We start from the raw sequence: 17,928 nt of genomic DNA, 5'->3' as shown, positions 1-17,928 counted from the left end.
TCCGATTTTAGTAAGGTAGCTTTAGATTATGTTCAGCAGCAAATCCAGCCGTTGGAAGATAGCTATTCACATGTAAGCCTAAGCCAAAAACTGGCTGATGATTTTACAGGCATTGAAAAAGGCCGATTCGATGCTGTTATCCTTAACTCAGTTGTGCAGTATTTTCCAAGCATCGATTACCTGATAGAAGTTTTGAAAGGTGCAGTAAATAGTTTAACGAAAGGAGGTTTCCTATTTGTCGGTGATGTTCGCAGCTTGCCATTATTAGAAACGTTTCATACCGCAACTAAGTTTGATCGCGCCTCAGATTCATTAACCATAGACAAATTGAGGCAGCAGGTAAAAACAGCTGTTAAGCAAGAAGAAGAATTGGTGATCGACCCAGCCTTCTTTCTAGCTTTAAGGGAATATATCCCAGAAATAAAACAAGTTCAAATCCAGTTGAAACCTGGGGATTATCAGAATGAGCTAACTAAGTTCCGTTACGATGTAATTCTTCATGTTGGCCAGGAAGTATGTGCCACAGTCACCCCCGAATGGCTTGACTATGATCAAGAGGGTTTAAACTTATCAGCTATCAAACGAATTTTACTAGATAAGAAGCCAGAGGTGGTTGGTATTAAGCACATCCCTAATGCTCGTTTGCAAGAAGAAGTCACACTTGTTCAAGAGCTTGATGACTTCAGGAAACTCGAAACTGTAGGTCAATTGCGTAAGATTTTGCAGGAGAAAAAACACATAGGGGTAGAGCCGGACAATTTATGGAATTTGAAGGATGAATTACCTTATTCGGTACATATTACTTGGTCTGGTACTGGCGGCAATGGTTGCTATGATGCCATCTTTATACGTAATGAATCGGCCTGTGACTCCCAAAGGGTAATTCCAAACTTGGAAGCAACTGTTCCAATCAAAGCCTGGAGTGCTTATGCCAACAATCCCTTAAAGCAAGAATCGAATCGCCATCTGGTTTCACAATTATCTAGCTTCCTCAAAACGAAATTACCAGAATACATGGTGCCCAGTGCCTTAGTGATTTTGGAGACTCTACCGTTGACACCAAACGGCAAAGTAGACCGATTTGCCCTACCCGCACCTGATGGGAAAATTACCCGAGAACATAAATACGTCGCACCACGTACAACCATAGAACTTCAACTGACTCAAATCTGGTCAGAAGTTTTGAATCTCACCTCTGTCGGAGTACAAGATAACTTCTTTGAACTGGGCGGTCATTCCCTTAATGCTGTCCGTCTGATGTCAAACATTAAACAACAATTCCAAATCAATTTACCTTTAGCAACCCTTTTCCAAAGTCCCACCATTGAACAACTAGCCAGCCTTCTGGGTTCTTCAGTAAATACACAAAATCCCATCTTAGTGGGCATTAAAACCAGTGGAAACCAACCTCCATTATTCTGTATTCACCCGGTTGGTGGCAATGTCCTGTGTTATGCAGAGTTAGCTCGTCATTTAGCTCAAGATTATCCAGTATATGGTTTACAATCTCTTGGTTTAGATGGGCAACAGCAACCCTTAACTTCTGTTGAGGAGATGGCATCCCATTATATTGAGGCAATAAAACCAATTCAACCCCAAGGACCATTACACCTCATTGGCTGGTCTATGGGAGGTGTAATTGCTTATGAGATGGCACAACAATTACAGGCTAAAAATACTCCAGTGGCTCTTCTAACTTTAATAGACAGTTATGCACCCACTGTAATGCGGAAACCTTCAGAAATAGATCAAGCCATGATAGTAAATCAATTGGCTCAAGATTTGGGAGGTCTCTATGGTCAAGAGTTAGATATATCCCATGAAACACTTAGACAACTTGAACATCCGATGCAAGTCAAGCATCTATTTGAGCAAGGCAAACAGCAAGGGATATTCCCATCAGACATAGAAATAGAGCAAATGCGTTCTTTATGGGAAGTTTTTCAAGCAAATATGATGGCAAACTCTCATTATCAACCAAAAGCTTATCCAGGTTCACTTCTCCTTATAAATGCTAGTCAAACTTCCCCAGCAGTAATTGAAGACCCAACCCATGGCTGGGGTTCTCTAGTTCTAGGTGATATCCAAACTCACACTATTACTGGAGACCATTACACTATTATGAAAGCCCCTCAAGTTGAGGGTCTAACTGCAGAATTGAACAACTATCTATTGAACAAGTAGCACATCTTGGCCGCACTGGCTCCCCTGTTCCCGACAACTGCCGCGAAGTCTACTAAGCAGATTTTGCGAGTAAAGGTTCTACGGTCTGGGATGATTCACCGACCTGCTCTAAAATCTCAATCAATTCCCGTTCAAAGGTGACCAAAGCACGATTGGTTTTCCCACCAATATAAAAGCGATCGCCTTTTTGTAATGCCCAAATCTGAGAGTGGGAGACATAACTCATCAGTACTCCTAACATCAGTAAGCCAAAGCCAGTGTAAACAAAGGGAATACCGGGGTCCGCTTTAATTTGTAAGCCAGTGCTGCCGATGACATCTTTAATTTTCAGTATCACGCCATTGACCTTAATCCCCATACCAGAACGAACAGTTGAAACGAGATTACCGGTTCCATCATAAACAAACAGGGTTCCCTGCAAATCCCTAGCTAAAAGGGATACCCCTTCACTTAAATCAGGTTTTGTGGGAACCCAAGTGCCCCAAATCCGCCCCTCACCATTAGTGGGAAGTTGTGCCATCGGAAGCTGGAAAATTGGACTATTATTCAACTGCACCTGAACCCCAGCAATCCCCCAATCGGTTTGGTAAAAGGTGACACCTCGATATCTGAGAGGCTTATTCACATAAATAGTTTCTTGGTCAATGTCTTCACCTTGACTATCCAAAACTGACAGATTGGAGTAAAATTGATCAATATCCCCGGACGGAGTGTAATCTATCCAGAAGCGATTCACCCGCACTGACAAATCTTTGGGGATTTGGGGCCAAGCAAACGGACCGGCATCAATAATGTTTCTAACTTGGAATGTATTGCCACTGGTAACCATTTCCTGAGCGGTAAACCCTGTCATTGACCCCCAAATTGACCCTCCCAGGATAATCAACATACTGGCATGTACTACAATTGGACCAATCCGTCCGATAATTCCTTTACGGGCGTAGATAGTATCCCCCTCTTGGAATACCTTGTAACGCCGCTTCTCTAACAACTCAGTCAGGGAAGTAAAAGAGCCCTTGTCCAACTCTACACTCAAGGCAAGTTTCCCAAACTGGCGGGGTTCTTTATAAAACTTCCAATTCCGGGCTGCTTTTAAAGCCGGAAATTGACGAGTGAAGGTACAAGCGGTCAGACTACTACCGAATAACACTAATAAGGACAAAAACCACCAAGTCCGGTAGACATGATCTAACCCTAGGAGCAACAACACCTTCCAGCTGAGGAAACCAAACAAAGCTGGGTCTTCAGGATAATTGGCTTGGTAAAACGCCAGAGATTCCCCCTGTTCAATCACTGTACCGCTGATGCTAAATAATGCGATCGCAAGCAGCAAGATAATCGCTAACCGTAAGTTAGCCAGCACTGATACTAACCGACGCCACAACCGACTGCCACTCATCAATGATGAGTTTTCTGATAAGTTATCTGATGAATTTTCTGATGAGTTATCTGATGAGTTTTCTCTAGTCATATTAAGTCTAGTTAATTACTTGCTTTCTTGATAGTACGACGCACTCAGCACTCAGTACTCACTCAAAAAATTCCCACTGGAATCCGAGACAACAACGAAAACACACCAAATCCCACCAATAGCGCACCACTTACTGGTGTAATCCAAGCCGACCACTGTCGCAATTCTAATAATCGTTTAATTGAAGCAGTAAACGTACCTGCCAAGATCAAGGGTGCCACATAACCAGCTGTGTAAGACAACAGCAAGGCACCACCTAACACTAAATCTTTAGTTGAGACAACCCAAGCCAGTAACGTTGCTAATACCGGTGTACTGCAAGGAGAAGCGACTAAACCGAAGGTCAAACCAATGAGATAAGAGCGTAACCCTTTCGGCCATTCCTGGGAAATCCAATCCATACCACCCCAACTTGGAAACTGTAGCGGTAGTGCTTCTAGTAAATTCAACCCCATAATAATGGCGATTACGCTGACAATAATCGGTAAGCCAACACCGATTTGACCATAGACTCGCCCGATAGATGCTGCGATAATTCCTAATGCAGCTAAGGTTGTGGCTAAGCCTAAGGCAAACCATACCGATTGGGTAGCAGCTTGCAGCCGTCCTTGATTTTCATAACCACCGATGTAGCCCATCGTGATCGGTAGCATTGATAGCATACAGGGGGTTAGGCTAGTCAGCAACCCAGCAGCAAAGATGATGGCTATGCTGACTAGGCTCAGGTGAGTCAGTTGGCTGTCAACCAGGTTATTAGCGAATTGTTGGAGTTGATAGAGTTGAGTCGAGAATGTGTCAAGCATAGGGAATCTAAACACCCAGTTTGCTTGAATTGTAGCGTATTTAACCCCTCAAGTACGGTGAGCAAATGCCAGGGATATATACCAACAAGCTTGAATCACCATCTTGTGCCCACCCTACCCTAATACTAATATCAAGTCCGGTTGAATACCCATAATAAAAGTTTGGGGAGGGTGGGAAGATGGGGAGATGGGGAGATGGGGAGATGGAGATGGGGGAGATTTTATTAAGGGTAATTATCCGGAAATCATATAAGTTTCTATCGGCAGTGCGATCGCGTTATCAGGGGTAGGTTGCTGAGTCTCAGGTTCCCTGAGGAACCTGCCTCAATCCCCAGCACGAGGATTACTCGCGCCGGGGGAGTTGTCAAAAATAACTATTCCTGTACCTTTACAGAAGTTCCCAAAGCCACTCTGTTATACAAAGCTTTGACATCATCATTACGCATCCGGATGCAACCGTGAGACACTGCTTCTCCCACCAGTTCCTCAGCATTGGTACCATGGAAGCCGATGTAGTTTGTTCCATCACTCCAAAATGCCATCCACCTTGGACCAAGAGGGTTTTCTGGTCCTGGAGCAACGATTTCACCAGTTATAGGATGCTTCCAAACTGGATTTTGAACCATCTGTGTCACTTGGAAATTGCCTGTAGGGGTTTCCCAACCAGGCTGACCGATGGCAACTGGATAACTGGCTTCGAGTTTATCTCCTCGATAAACATAAACACGACGCTCACTTAGTTTAATCACTAAACGAGGGGTATTATTAAAGAAATCTTCCTCTTGCCGCAGATAGTGATTGACTTCTTCGAGAGGAGACAATTCTGGTGTTTCAACCCTTGGCAGAAAGCTTTCATAGCGAATTTCTTTCCAGTTAGTGAAACTAGTATTGGTTAGATCAGCGGCGGCGGTGGCTACCTCTGCGTATAATAACGGGATAGCTACACTTAAGCCGCACACAATTAAGCGTTGAGTGGAAAGTTTTCCGTTCACGATTTCCTCTTAGCTAGTCGATATTTTATGTGCATATTTTAATTGATCATGTTTTGTTCACTTTTGACCGTTGACTGTTGACGGTTCTACCGATCCCACGGCTTTGATCTAAACACCCATGATCTAAACACCCATGATCTAAACACCCATGATCTAAACACCCATGATCTAAACACACATAGCTATCAGACTTTATCCTTTAGAGGTTGCTGAACTAAAAAACTGACTCAAGTATAGTTGGGTCAGTTATAGCGTTTCTCGCTCCTTATGAGGTACATTCAATTTTCAAAGGTGCCACTCCCTACTCCCTACTCCCTACTCCCTACTCCCTAAAACCAAGATAGATGTCACACTGATTGCTTAATGTTAAGTTGTGACAGCTCACTGGGGGCAACTGCACCTTTTTCAGTAATAATGGCAGTAATTAACTCCGCCGGAGTCACATCAAAAGCTGGGTTATAAAATTCCACTTTAGGGGGACAAATCACTGTCTCCCCAATCTGATAAATTTCTGAGGGGTGACGTTCTTCAATGGGAATCTCTTGGCCAGTAGATAGCTGAAAATCAATGGTTGAGATTGGAGCAGCCACAAAGAACGGTATTTGATGAGCTTGAGCAATCAGGGCTAAACTATAGGTACCAATTTTGTTAGCCGTATCCCCATTGGCAGCAATGCGATCAGCTCCCACTACAACCGCATCAATGAGCCCTTCTTTCATACAATGGGCGGCCATGCTATCAGTAATTAAAGTAACCGGAATACCTTCTTCGACGCATTCCCAGGTAGTTAACCTAGCACCTTGCAAGCGGGGGCGGGTTTCGCCAGCATATAATCTGGCTAATCGCCCATCCCGCCACGCCGAACGCACCACTCCCAAGGAAGTACCATACCCAGCGGTTGCCAACGCTCCTGCATTACAATGGGTCAGAAGACACAGTTTGTCGGGGGTTTTCGGTAATACCTCTAATCCGCGATCGCCTATGGCTTGACAGGTTTGTAAATCCTCCAGCTGAATTTGTTTAGCTGTTTCAAGTAAGGAAGCTTTAATCTCTTCTACTGTCCCGATCGTTTCATAGGCATTTTTAAGCATCCGCATGATTGCCCAAAACAAATTCACGGCTGTAGGACGAGTTTGCCGCAACTGCTGCGCTACAACTTCAAGCTGTTCAAGGAAAGCCTTACGTTCTTGAGTTTTAATCTCTCTTGCGCCAAGGTAAATGCCATAAGCCGCTGCGATTCCAATTGCTGGCGCTCCCCGAACAATCATAGTTTTAATCGCCTCAACCATATCTTCACAGCGACTGATTTCTACAATGGCATATTTTTTGGGTAAGCTGTTTTGGTCAATAAGGATAACTCGGTCGTTTTCCCAAACAACGGGATACACTTGGTATGTGGATGAATTCATCGAAAATCTGTATATTGTTAATTTCTATATTGTTAACGGTTAACGGTTCCGTTAACCGTTAACCGTTAACTGTCAACTGTTAACATTCATAGATTAACTAACACCAGAGGGCTGTCTATTAAAGAATGCTTCCCTGATCTGTTCAGCAATTTGAGAGCCAGTTAGCCCCAAATCAGCTTTTGATTCATCGGGCTTGGCATGATCCACTAATTGATCCGGTACACCAAAGCGCTTGAGGGGAACTAATATATCATTATCCATCAGTGCTTCTGCCACCGCTGAACCAAAGCCACCCATTAAGCACCCTTCTTCTAGGGTAACTACACGACCAATTTTCTGAGCCAAGGGGAAGATTAATTCTGTATCCAGGGGCTTGACAAAACGAGCATTAATCACCGTTGTTTCAATACCATGCTCGCTAAGAATTTCAGCGGCTTGCATGGCGGTGTAAACCATACTGCCGTACCCTAGCATTAACAGGTCGTCACCATTACGCAAGAGTTCTGCTTTACCAATGGGTAGGGCTTCCCAACCATCTTCCATCAGGGGAACGCCATAGCCACTACCCCGAGGATAGCGCATGGCAATGGGACCATCGGTGTGGTTAACTCCTGTAACTACCATACGTTGTAGTTCAGCTTCGTCTTTGGGAGCCATAATTACCATATTAGGAATGCATCGCAAATAGGCGATATCATACATCCCTTGGTGAGTAGGGCCATCAGCACCCACAATTCCCGCACGGTCGAGGCAGAAAAAGACCGGTAGGTTTTGGATACAAACGTCGTGAATGATTTGGTCGTAAGCCCGTTGTAAGAAGGTGGAGTAAATAGCTGCAACTGGCCGCATTCCTTCACAGGCTAGGCCAGCCGCTAGGGTGACCGCGTGTTGTTCCGCAATCCCCACATCAATGTATTGGTTAGGGAGTTTTTCTTGCAATTTATTCAACCCTGTCCCAGTAGCCATAGCTGCCGTGATGCCAATGATTTTGGGATTATTCTGAGCTAGTGTGACCAGGGTGTGGGCAAACACTTTGGAATAGCCGGGGGGTTTGGGTTTTTTAGCTGGAAGCGCTTTACCCGTAGCTAGGTTGAAGGGACTTTGGGCATGGTAACCCACTTTGTCCGCTTCTGCGATCGCATACCCCTTGCCCTTCGTAGTTGCCACATGCACCAGCACTGGTCCATCTAGCTTGTGGGCGTTGGTAAAGGTGGAAATTAACTCCTCTAGATTGTGACCATCCACCGGTCCGATGTAAGTAAAGCCAAGTTCTTCAAATACTGCTCCGACCTTAGGTACAGCTAAACGCTTCATCCCTTCCTTGAGCCGTTGCAAGTCTGGGGATAAAGACTCACCGACAAAGGGGAGATGTTTGAACTGTTCCTCCAAATTGTCAGTAATAAACTGCATCGGCTCAGAAAGCCGCACTTTGTTGAGGTAACGAGGAATAGCCCCCACATTGGGGGAGATGGACATCTCATTGTCATTGAGCACCACCAGCAGTTTAGTATGGGGTAAATGTCCTGCATGATTGATGGCTTCCAAGGCCATGCCACCGGTCAGAGCACCATCACCAATAACTGCTGCAACTTTGAAATTTTCCCCTCTGCGGTCTCGGGCGAGGGCCATACCCAAAGCAGAAGAAATACTGGTGGACGCATGACCTGCTCCAAAGTGATCAAACTTATTCTCGCAGCGCTTTAGATAACCAGCAATACCATCTTTCTGCCGTAGGGTATGGAATCGGTTATAGCGCCCCGTGAGCATTTTGTGGGGATAAGCTTGGTGTCCCACATCCCAGACTACCTTATCATAGTCAAGGTCAAGTGTTTGATACAGAGCTAGGGTTAATTCTACCACTCCCAAGCCTGGCCCTAAGTGACCACCACTAGTAGCTATGGTTTGGAGATGTTTCTCGCGAATTTGACGGGCAATTTCCTCTAGTTGACGAATCGATAGACCGTGCAACTGATTTGGATGAGTAATTTCACTGAGATGCATACCGTCTCTTTGAATTGCTACTGGATTGTGTTAATGTTTATCTTTCGACTCCCTAAAAGTATCCAATAATTTGGCGCTTCAAGGGTTATATGGAAGCTAAAGATTACCTGAAAAATGGCATTTCTGGTCAATTTTCCATTGTAAATTTTCCTGGCGACCAGCAGCCCCTCACCATTGCTCCCGATACTCCAGTAACGGAAGCGATCGCTACGATGAATCAAACTGGAAGGAGCTATGTGCTGGTAGTACAGCACCAGAAATTGGTAGGAATTTTTACAGAACGGGATGTGGTCAAAGTAGCAACAGCTGGAATGGTACACTCAGGGGTTTCCATTGCTGATGTGATGACTCAAGAGTTAATTACCTTGCCCATCATACCGACACCGGACATTTTCTTGGTAGAGTCCCAATTACGTCAACACCAGATTCGTCACCTACCCCTAGTGGATGAGCAAGGTCAAGTAGTACGTGTGGTGACCCCCCACACCATGGCAGCAATCCTCTCTGCTATCGTGACTAAGGTCGAAGACTTACAGCAACAGTTGACTCAAAAAGAAAGGGAATTAGTGGCAGCTAATCAGCGATGGCAGCAGGAAGTTGCTGTCAATCAGCAGTTTGAGGAGGAATTGGGGGAAAATGAACATGCTTGGCAGTTGAGCCAAGAACGTCTTGAGAGTATTCTGGCTGACCTAGAAGCAGTGGTATGGTCTTTTGATCCTTCGATTGACAAACTGCTTTATCTTAACAGTGCTACCGAGCAAGTCTATGGTCGCAGTATCACTGAGTTCTTCGGAAACTTACGCCTGTGGGAATCAGTGGTTCACCCAGACGATCTCGAAACCTATCAACTGGCAGAGCAAACCCTGCTGTCAACTGGTGCCAAAGATATTGACTACAGAATTTTGCGACCGGATGGAGCTGTGAGTTGGATTCGCCATCGTGCTCACCTCCTCAAGGATGCTAATAACACTCCCACTCGGATCTATAACATAGCCATCGACATCACACAGCTCAAACAGGTCGAGGAAAACCTCAAAGCTACCCTAGTTGAGAAAGAGGTGCTGCTCCAAGAAATTCACCATCGGGTCAAAAACAACTTACAAATTGTTTCTGGCTTGCTACACTTGCAATCTGTGACAATAGATGAACCCCAAACCCGACTACACCTGTCGGAAGCTCGCCATCGCCTTGAAGCCATGGCTCTCATTCATAAGAAACTTTATGGTGCCTCAGTGATAGGCAACCTGGATGTAGTCGATTATATCCAGAACCTAGCCGTGAACTTACTGGTAGCTTATCAAATAACTAGCGATAGGATTCAGTTGCACACCACTATTGAACCCATTCCGCTCAGTATTGATCAGGCCATCCCTTGCGGTCTAATCATCAATGAACTGGTATCCAATTCCCTGAAGTACGGGTTTCCCAATGGACGCTCTGGTGAGATTCACATTGAATTGCACCGTAGCGGGGACGATGACGTTGAATTGATTGTCCGAGATAATGGAGTTGGTTTACCAGAACAGTTAGATTGGCGTAATACCCAGTCTTTAGGATTATCGTTAGTTTATGACCTGGCAACGGAGCAACTAGAGGGGAGTATGTTTCAGGGCCATAGCGAGGGCACAGCTTTCAGAATAGTATTCTCAACACCAACAATTGTAGAGGCAATAGGACAACAATAGTGGTTACCAGGGTGTTAGTTGTAGAAGACGAAGTTATTGTTGCTAAGACAATTGCTAGCCAGCTTAAGCAACTGGGGTATATGGTATCAGCTACTGCTTCATCTGGCTCTCAAGCCATTACCAAAGCCGCTCAAACTAAGCCTGACTTAGTGCTGATGGACATTTTCCTCAAAGGCAAGATGGATGGTATTACTGCTGCTAGGCAAATCCGTGAACATTTACGTATTCCTATCGTCTATTTAACTGCCTATGGGGATGAAGATACCTTGCAAGGGGCTAAAGTTACCCAACCCTTTGGTTATGTGACCAAACCCTTTAACGACAGAGACTTGCGGGTTGCTATTGAAATTGCTCTCCAGCAATACCAGATGGAGCAGTCGTTGCAGAGCAGCCAAGCTCAGTTGTCATCCATTTTAAACTCTATCGATGATGCAGTTATTGCTACCACGACCCAAGGTATCATTACCTTTATGAATGCTCCCGCTGAAGCTCTGACTGGCTGGAACCAATCCGAGGTATGGGGGCGAGATGTGACTTCAGTGTTCCCAATTGTTAATGATCTGACCGGGAATCTAGTCAAGTATCCCCTAGATAAAGTGATCAAGACCGGACAAGTTGTCTATCTGGGCGAGCATAACGCTTTGATCGCAAAGGACGGTGGTCGAATTCCTGTTGGTAATAGTGCCTCACCCCTAAAAGACCAACTGGGAAACGTCAATGGAGTAGTTCTGGCGTTTTGGGATATCAGCGAGGATCCTCAGACAGAAATGTTAGAGGAGGTGTTGGCAAAAGAAGAAGAAATCCAAGATTTCCGCTCCCAGTTCGTTTCCACCGTTTGCCATGAATTCCGTAATCCCCTCAGTGTGATCCTAACTGCTGCTGAGTTACTTAAGCGCTATGGTAATCTGGCCACTCAGGAGCAAAAGCAGCGTTATCTAAAACGAATTACTATTTCAGTAGAGCGCATGACTGAGTTGATGGAAGAGGTGTTGCTAATCGGTCAAGCTGAAGTAGGTCGGCTAGATTTTATTCCAACTCCGATGAACTTAGAGCAATTCTGCCAGGATTTAATTGCAGAACTATGCCTAGATGAAGCCAGCCGCAACCGGATTGTTTTTACCTCTGATAGGATCTATACACAAGTCTGTATGGATGATAGACTTATACATTACATTATAACTAATCTGCTTACCAATGCTTTGAAGTATTCTCCTTCTCATGAAATCGTGACCTTTAACCTAACTTGTGATTTGAAAGAGCAGTTGGTTGTGTTCCGCATCCAGGATAAAGGAATTGGGATTGCTGAAGCAGACCAAAATAAAATTTTCGAGTCTTTTTATCGAGCCAAAAATGTGGGGACAATTCAAGGGACTGGTCTGGGACTATCGATTGTGAAACGCTGTGTGGAACAGCATCAGGGAGAGATTAAACTGACTAGTAAATTGGGCGTTGGGACAACATTTACGATTAAAATTCCCATAGTAAGTAATGGGGAAGTAAGACTTCTGAATTCAGACGTCACAAGTGCTGATTGGCAATGGCTCGGGAGTCGTCACAATTAGCTATAGCAAGTCTTATACCCATGAGGTACAAATTTTTAGGTTTTAGGGAGCAGGGAGCAGGGAGCAGGGAGCAGGGAGCAGGGAGCAGGGAGCAGGGAGCAGGGAGCAGGGAGCAGATAAGAGGCAAGAGGCAAGAGGCAAGAGCGACTGCATCAAGACGGTAAGAGGTAAAAAAATATTTGTACCTCTTAGCTATGATAAACGCTATATCTTTGTCCCGATAAGTGTAAAGGTGTGTTGAAAACAAGAGTAGTTTGAAAAAAGCTAAATTTTATGGAGCTTAATACCAAGAACAAATGACAAAGGACAAATGACAAAAAAACCTGGGTTAAAACTTGTTATTACTGCGGCGATCGCATTTTTTTTATTCACCTTAGTTTTTACTCTACATCGACATTATACTTTTTATTCGTCTTACGACCAAGGAATTTTTAATCAAGTCTTCTGGAATGGCAGTCACGGTCGCTTTTTTCAGAGTACCCTTTCATCCCAGCTGTCTACTAATGTCGTTCATAATGGGGAAGTTCCAAATGTCTATTACCACCGATTAGGGCAACATTTTACTCCCGCGCTGTTACTTTGGTTACCGTTATATGCTTTGTTTCCATTTCCCGCGACTCTAACCGTTTTGCAGGTAACGTTGGTAACAGCTGCTGGTGTAGTTTTGTATATCCTGGCCAGACAGTATCTGCAACCGATGTTAGCAGCAATGATTACGGTTAGCTTTTACTGTGCTAATGCTATTCTTGGTCCGACCTTAGCCAACTTCCATGACATCTGCCAAATTCCGCTGTTTGTGTTTGGGCTACTGCTAGCTATGGAAAAACGCTGGTGGTGGCTGTTTTGGTTGCTGGCAATTTTGATTTTAGCTGTACGGGAAGATTCCGGGATAGGTTTGTTTGGTGTGGGATTCTATTTAATAGTCAGTCGGCGCTACCCTCGCATTGGTCTGGCAGTTTGTACCCTCAGTTTTGGTTACATACTTGTCTTGACCAATCTCATTATGCCTATATTTTCGGAAGATATTTCTCAACGGTTCATGATTGAGCGTTTTGGTCAGTACGCTGATGGGGATGAGGCGTCTACTCTGGAAATTCTTAAGGGTATGCTGACCAATCCCTGGCGTTTACTAGTAGAACTGTTTACTCCCTTTTTTGGTACTATTCAGTATTTATTAGGTCAATGGTTACCGTTAGCATTTATACCAGCTATTGCTCCCGCTTCTTGGTCTATTGCAGCATTTCCTTTGCTAAAACTCCTGTTGGGTAAAGGTCAATCCGTGCTTGCGATTAATATCCGCTATGCGATGACCGTAGTACCTGGGCTATTTTATGGCGCGATACTTTGGTGGTCAGCTCATCCCCAATTTAGTCAAGCTGTGATCTCGGCTAGGTCTAAGTTTCGGCGCTTTTGGATTTTTTGTCTAACCCTTGCGGTAGTGTTGACCATTACCTCTAGCCCAAATCGAACCTTTTATTTCCTGCTTCCGGATTCCTACCAACCCTTCGTCTATGTGCCGTTAACGCAACAGTGGTCTCGTGTGGGGTCGATCCGGTCATTACTAGCTCAGATTCCTGCAAATGCTAGTGTCTCAGCCACTACCTATCTAGTGCCTCATCTGTCAGGACGTAGGGAAGTCATCCGCTTAGCTGACTTACAGTTGCGCAATGATAATGGCGAGGTCGTCAAGGTGGATTATGCGATCGCAGATTTATGGCGGTTACAACGCTATCAAATTGCCTTTAAGCATGATGGTCAGCGCTTGCGCTCCTTAGTTAACATGATTGACCGCGTCACCAAGACTAACGAGTATGGCATCATTGGGTTTAAAGATGGTGTGATTTTGATGCAAAAAGGAGTAGCATCTAATCCAGAGGCGATGGCAGCATGGCTAACCTTTAGGCAAGAGTTGGATGTCTAAAGGGAACAGGGAATAGGGAACAGGGAATCGGGAATCGGGAATCGGGAATCGGGAATCGGGAATATGGGATTAAAAATTATGACAATTCCGATAGGGATTGCTAAAGCGTCTTCCTGGGTACAGCTCCGGTTATTAGACCTCTTGCAAAAGTATTTTTATGATAGTGTTTATGTCAATTCTTGTCCACTGTTCCCTGTTCCCTGTTCCCTGTTCCCTACTTCTGCAAGAAGTCTATTGAGTAGTTCGGCCATAAACTGATATTTATTAATAAATAATATTAATAAGATCAGTTCAATAAACATTAATGCCTAGCACCAGTACTACGTCCTACGCTATTGACTTTGGCACGAGCAATACGGTAATCACTCGCTGGAACCCTGTCACGGAAACGCCAGAAACGATCACGTTACCAGGACTTGCTCTGCAACTTAGTCAAAATCCTCCCTTAATTCCCAGTTTGGTGTATGTGGAAGATGCTGCTCAGGGTAAGGTTATGGTTGGACAGGCAGTACGCGATCGCGGATTGGATCTAAGCAGTGACCCTCGATTCTTCCGCAGCTTCAAACGGGGGATTGGTGCTGAGGTTCAGGGATTTCTGCCAGAACTGGATGGTACCGCGATCACCTTTGAACAAGTTGGGGAATGGTTCCTCAACCACATTATTGAACACCTATCAGCCCTCCAGTCCGAGGCGGGGGATTCTGCGATTGAATCGGTGATTCTGACTGTGCCTGTGGATAGCTTTGAAGCTTACCGCCATTGGCTTAGTGGAATCTGTCAATCGTTGCCAGTGGAACAGGTGAGGATGCTGGATGAACCGACAGCGGCTGCCTTGGGCTATGGTATTGCGGAAGGGGATACTCTGCTAGTCATAGACTTTGGTGGTGGCACCCTGGATATATCTCTGGTGGAGCTGAATCAGGAGGCTCAAGGGAATAAAAAACCCCTCGGGTATATTCTTAAGTGGGGTGAAAAGTCCTTTGCTGAAGGGTCTAGCCAGAAGGTGAAGATTGCCCGTGTGCTGGCGAAAGTGGGACAAAACTTGGGTGGGACAGATATTGATAACTGGCTGGTGGATTATTTTGTGGAAACTCAAGGGTTAATGCGATCGCCTTTGACTACTCGACTAGCAGAACGCCTGAAAATTCAACTATCTGAGCAGTTTGAGGCTACTGAAGTCTATTTTAATGATGAAACCTTCGAGAGTTACGAACTAAAACTACACCGCAAGACTTTTGAAACTATCCTCAAAGAACACGAGTTTTTTAAGACTCTTGATGATAAGATGACACAAGTGTTGCAACAAGCAAGACGCAGCGGTATAGAAGTAGCAGATATAGATGGTGTCTTGTTAGTGGGTGGCACGGTGAAGATCCCAGCAGTTCAGGCATGGGTAAACCAGTACTTCGACTCAAGCAAGGTTCGTTGCCAAAAACCCTTTGAAGCGATCGCAACTGGCGCACTTCAGCTCAGCCAAGGTATCGAAGTCCAAGATTTCCTCTACCATAGCTACGGAATTCGCTATTGGGATAGACGGTTAAAGCGTCACAACTGGCACTCTATCATTAGAGAAGGACAGCCTTACCCCATGAGTGAGCCAGTAGAACTATTCTTAGGAGCATCCGTAGAGAATCAACCGAGTATAGAGCTAATTTTAGGAGAGTTAGGCTCCCAAACTGGTGGCACAGAGATTTATTTTGAAGGCGATCGCTTGATTACTCGTCAGTTAGGCCAGGGTGAATCTGCTGTGCAACCCCTCAACGACAGGGATGGGGCAAGAAGTGTGGCTAAATTAACACCCCTGGGCAATCCCGGAAGCGATCGCATTAAACTCCAGTTTCAAGTTGATGCTGAACGTTACTTGAGAGTTACTGTAGATGATTTACTTACCAATGAAACCTTATTGGCAAATCAGGTAGTAGCTCAGTTAAGTTAATTGGTCATATCATGTTCGGTTGAACACTTATAAATAGTAGGGAACAGGGAACAGGGAACAGGGAACAGGGGATCAGTGCGTCGTGCGTAGGGTGTGTTAGGAGCGGGCTTGCCCTCATGTTAAACTTCGTAGCGACTGTTGCAACAGCCCGCTCCGTAACGCACCACTAATAAACTTCATCGTGAGTGCCAATATCAATCAAAAGTATTTCTTCTTCTAAGGTGTCTGGATTTTGTTCAAAGTTGAAAATAAGACGACAATCATATTCAACCGAACAAGCCCAAGCACCTGATAATTTACCTTTGAGTTTATGAGTGCGTAGTATAGGATTATATAGAAATTATATATCCCATAAGGTACAAATTGATCCCCCTAAATCCCCCTTAATAAGGGGGACTTTGAGGTTAAGAACCGTACCTCATAACTGCGAGAATCGTTTAATTCAGCGATCACATCATCAACTGTACCTCGGAAGACGTTACCTTGTTGATAGTCTAGGTGAGCTTTAGTAATATTAACAGTGATTTCTTCTCTTCTTTGTTCAATTTGTCTATGTCTAACAATATTAATTAAATCGTTCTGTTCCTCTAAAGAAAGAGCGTCAATCATTTCTAAAATTTGATTGAAGTGACTTGTTTGCATTATTTTTGACTCTCTTAACCTACGGGCGTTCGGATTATGAGTCCGATCAAGTTATTGTAACTCACAATAAAAGATAAAATATTAGGGTAACAAGTGTACAAATCAAGGGGTTTGGGTGGTGCCTTCCTTAGAGGTTGTCTGAGAAGTCTAATTTGCTACATCCAAGCCCCCTAAATCCCCCAATTTTGGGGGACTTTTAGAAGCAAATTGACTCTTGTTCCCCCCAAAGTTGGGGGGCTAGGGGGGCAAAATGCAGTATCAAAAAACTTTTCAGATATCCTCTTATAATCAATCGGTTGAAGCAGTAGATGTTGATTACTTTGAGCGCACCCTACAATAGGCTAAGCACTATTGCCTCTTATCTGTTCCCTGTTCCCTGTTCCCTGTTCCCTGTTCCCTATTCCCTATGATTCTATCAGCAACCAAAACCGGTATCAGTCCAGAAGAATTTATTGCTCAGTATGGAGACGATGAACGCTACGAACTCATTGATGGAGAGCTAATTGAGATAGAACAAACTGGCTCCCACGAGCAAGTCGTGGCGTTGATTAGCCGAAAGCTTAATGTCGAAATAGATCGTTTAGATGTACCTTATTTTATTCCACACCGTTGCTTAATTCAGCCCTTGGGAACCTTCAACGCTTTCAGACCAGATATGGTTGTGCTTGATGAAGGAGAACTAATCAACGAACGACTGTGGGCAAGGGAACCAGTGATAACTCTGGGTACTACTATAAAACTTGTGGTTGAAGTGGTTAGTACAAACTGGCAGAATGATTATGCTCGTAAGTATGAAGATTACGAGGCTTTGGGGATTCCAGAATACTGGATTGTGGATTATCTCGGTATTGGCGGAAAATACTTTATTGGTAGCCCCAAACAACCGACGGTAACGGTCTGCTGTATGGTGAATGATCAATATCAAAAAGTAATGTTTCGTAGAGGGGATTATCTAAAATCTTCGCTTTTTCCTAACCTTAAGTTATCTACAGATCAATTATTTATAGGGCTGCGCTGAGGCAAGGGGGAAGGATCTCTAGTTTGACCCGGTGGTGCGTTACGGGCCGGGCTGTCTCAACCGATGTCAACACCGAAAAAATCAAGGGGAGCCCGTCCCTAACACACCCTACGCCACTATTGCCTGTTCCCTGTTCCCTGTTCCCTAAAATTTGTACCTTACTTAATTAAAAAATTTGTAAATTAGATAGCTTCTAGTTTTCCGGAATAACCGGCAAATTCCGTAAATCAGTCTTGATATAACCTCTGTAATAAGAACTCTCCAAATAGGATTTAAATTGCAGCATATCTATCTGGTTGACTTA

General features: G+C 44.4%; 14 protein-coding genes. 7 read left to right on the top strand and 7 right to left on the bottom strand.

Annotated features, from left to right (window positions below; all coding sequences use genetic code 11):
* A partial coding sequence (locus F6J94_RS14725) for an alpha/beta fold hydrolase (RefSeq protein WP_293041408.1) occupies nucleotides 1–2,184 on the top strand: 2,184 nt, incomplete at its 5' end.
* Nucleotides 2,185–2,236: 52 nt separating this feature from the next.
* Here the strand turns inward: F6J94_RS14725 and F6J94_RS14720 are convergent.
* The 5 genes from F6J94_RS14720 to dxs form a co-directional block, all read right to left on the bottom strand.
* Complete coding sequence (locus F6J94_RS14720) at nucleotides 2,237–3,655, bottom strand: cytochrome c biogenesis protein (RefSeq protein WP_293041405.1); 1,419 nt, start codon at nucleotides 3,653–3,655, stop codon at nucleotides 2,237–2,239.
* Between the two features lie 62 nt (nucleotides 3,656–3,717).
* Nucleotides 3,718–4,458 carry a cytochrome c biogenesis protein CcdA gene (locus F6J94_RS14715; protein WP_293020632.1) on the bottom strand — a complete coding sequence of 247 codons (741 nt, stop codon included), beginning with the start codon at nucleotides 4,456–4,458 and terminating at the stop codon, nucleotides 3,718–3,720.
* Between the two features lie 374 nt (nucleotides 4,459–4,832).
* Entirely contained in the window at nucleotides 4,833–5,450 is a 618-nt protein-coding gene (locus F6J94_RS14710) for a L,D-transpeptidase (RefSeq protein ID WP_293041402.1), read from the bottom strand.
* A gap of 347 nt (nucleotides 5,451–5,797) precedes the next feature.
* Complete coding sequence (gene mtnA / locus F6J94_RS14705; RefSeq protein ID WP_293041399.1) at nucleotides 5,798–6,859, bottom strand: S-methyl-5-thioribose-1-phosphate isomerase; 1,062 nt, start codon at nucleotides 6,857–6,859, stop codon at nucleotides 5,798–5,800.
* A 93-nt stretch (nucleotides 6,860–6,952) separates the two neighbouring features.
* Nucleotides 6,953–8,860 (bottom strand): 1-deoxy-D-xylulose-5-phosphate synthase, encoded by a 1,908-nt coding sequence (gene dxs, locus F6J94_RS14700; protein WP_293020622.1) that lies wholly within the window; start codon nucleotides 8,858–8,860, stop codon nucleotides 6,953–6,955.
* 89 nt (nucleotides 8,861–8,949) lie between these two features.
* Here dxs and F6J94_RS14695 point away from each other — a divergent pair, with 89 nt between their 5' ends.
* Together F6J94_RS14695 and F6J94_RS14690 are read left to right on the top strand one after the other, a co-directional pair.
* Nucleotides 8,950–10,545, top strand: a complete 1,596-nt coding sequence (locus F6J94_RS14695; RefSeq protein ID WP_293041397.1) for a histidine kinase dimerization/phosphoacceptor domain -containing protein — start codon at nucleotides 8,950–8,952, stop codon at nucleotides 10,543–10,545.
* Nucleotides 10,545–12,107: an ATP-binding protein gene (locus F6J94_RS14690; RefSeq protein WP_293041395.1), complete on the top strand. Its 1,563-nt coding sequence runs from the start codon at nucleotides 10,545–10,547 to the stop codon at nucleotides 12,105–12,107. The genes F6J94_RS14695 and F6J94_RS14690 overlap by 1 nt, the downstream gene beginning before the upstream one ends.
* On the opposite strand, the gene F6J94_RS14685 is transcribed toward F6J94_RS14690, so the two are convergent.
* Entirely contained in the window at nucleotides 12,064–12,354 is a 291-nt protein-coding gene (locus F6J94_RS14685; protein ID WP_293041392.1) for a hypothetical protein, read from the bottom strand. The genes F6J94_RS14690 and F6J94_RS14685 overlap by 44 nt on opposite strands.
* 63 nt (nucleotides 12,355–12,417) lie before the next feature.
* Here F6J94_RS14685 and F6J94_RS14680 point away from each other — a divergent pair, with 63 nt between their 5' ends.
* From F6J94_RS14680 to F6J94_RS14670, 3 genes are all read left to right on the top strand, one after another.
* Nucleotides 12,418–14,028, top strand: a complete 1,611-nt coding sequence (locus F6J94_RS14680) for a DUF2079 domain-containing protein (protein WP_293041389.1) — start codon at nucleotides 12,418–12,420, stop codon at nucleotides 14,026–14,028.
* A 78-nt stretch (nucleotides 14,029–14,106) separates the two neighbouring features.
* Nucleotides 14,107–14,286, top strand: coding sequence for a hypothetical protein (locus tag F6J94_RS14675; protein WP_293020614.1), 180 nt, complete (start codon nucleotides 14,107–14,109; stop codon nucleotides 14,284–14,286).
* A 46-nt stretch (nucleotides 14,287–14,332) separates the two neighbouring features.
* On the top strand, nucleotides 14,333–15,964 hold the full coding sequence (locus F6J94_RS14670; protein ID WP_293041386.1) for an Hsp70 family protein: 1,632 nt from the start codon (nucleotides 14,333–14,335) through the stop codon (nucleotides 15,962–15,964).
* A 372-nt stretch (nucleotides 15,965–16,336) separates the two neighbouring features.
* Here F6J94_RS14670 and F6J94_RS14665 read toward each other — a convergent pair whose 3' ends face one another.
* Entirely contained in the window at nucleotides 16,337–16,606 is a 270-nt protein-coding gene (locus F6J94_RS14665; RefSeq protein ID WP_293041383.1) for a hypothetical protein, read from the bottom strand.
* Between the two features lie 406 nt (nucleotides 16,607–17,012).
* Here F6J94_RS14665 and F6J94_RS14660 point away from each other — a divergent pair, with 406 nt between their 5' ends.
* Nucleotides 17,013–17,624: a Uma2 family endonuclease gene (locus F6J94_RS14660; protein ID WP_293041380.1), complete on the top strand. Its 612-nt coding sequence runs from the start codon at nucleotides 17,013–17,015 to the stop codon at nucleotides 17,622–17,624.
* The last annotated feature ends 304 nt before the right edge of the window (nucleotides 17,625–17,928 follow it).

This window comes from Moorena sp. SIO1F2 (genome assembly GCF_010672755.1).
Lineage (GTDB): Bacteria > Cyanobacteriota > Cyanobacteriia > Cyanobacteriales > Coleofasciculaceae > Moorena.
This window is presented reverse-complemented; position numbering and strand designations above follow the sequence as displayed.

What these genes read in the sequence shown, in the direction of transcription:
- F6J94_RS14665 (WP_293041383.1), bottom strand. Translation starts at nt 16,606, where the DNA reads ATGCAAACAAGTCACTTCAATCAAATTTTAGAAATGATTGACGCTCTT.
- F6J94_RS14720 (WP_293041405.1), bottom strand. Translation starts at nt 3,655, where the DNA reads ATGACTAGAGAAAACTCATCAGATAACTCATCAGAAAATTCATCAGAT.
- F6J94_RS14675 (WP_293020614.1), top strand. Translation starts at nt 14,107, where the DNA reads ATGACAATTCCGATAGGGATTGCTAAAGCGTCTTCCTGGGTACAGCTC.
- F6J94_RS14715 (WP_293020632.1), bottom strand. Translation starts at nt 4,458, where the DNA reads ATGCTTGACACATTCTCGACTCAACTCTATCAACTCCAACAATTCGCT.
- F6J94_RS14680 (WP_293041389.1), top strand. Translation starts at nt 12,418, where the DNA reads ATGACAAAAAAACCTGGGTTAAAACTTGTTATTACTGCGGCGATCGCA.
- F6J94_RS14695 (WP_293041397.1), top strand. Translation starts at nt 8,950, where the DNA reads ATGGAAGCTAAAGATTACCTGAAAAATGGCATTTCTGGTCAATTTTCC.
- dxs (WP_293020622.1), bottom strand. Translation starts at nt 8,860, where the DNA reads ATGCATCTCAGTGAAATTACTCATCCAAATCAGTTGCACGGTCTATCG.
- F6J94_RS14670 (WP_293041386.1), top strand. Translation starts at nt 14,333, where the DNA reads ATGCCTAGCACCAGTACTACGTCCTACGCTATTGACTTTGGCACGAGC.
- mtnA (WP_293041399.1), bottom strand. Translation starts at nt 6,859, where the DNA reads ATGAATTCATCCACATACCAAGTGTATCCCGTTGTTTGGGAAAACGAC.
- F6J94_RS14660 (WP_293041380.1), top strand. Translation starts at nt 17,013, where the DNA reads ATGATTCTATCAGCAACCAAAACCGGTATCAGTCCAGAAGAATTTATT.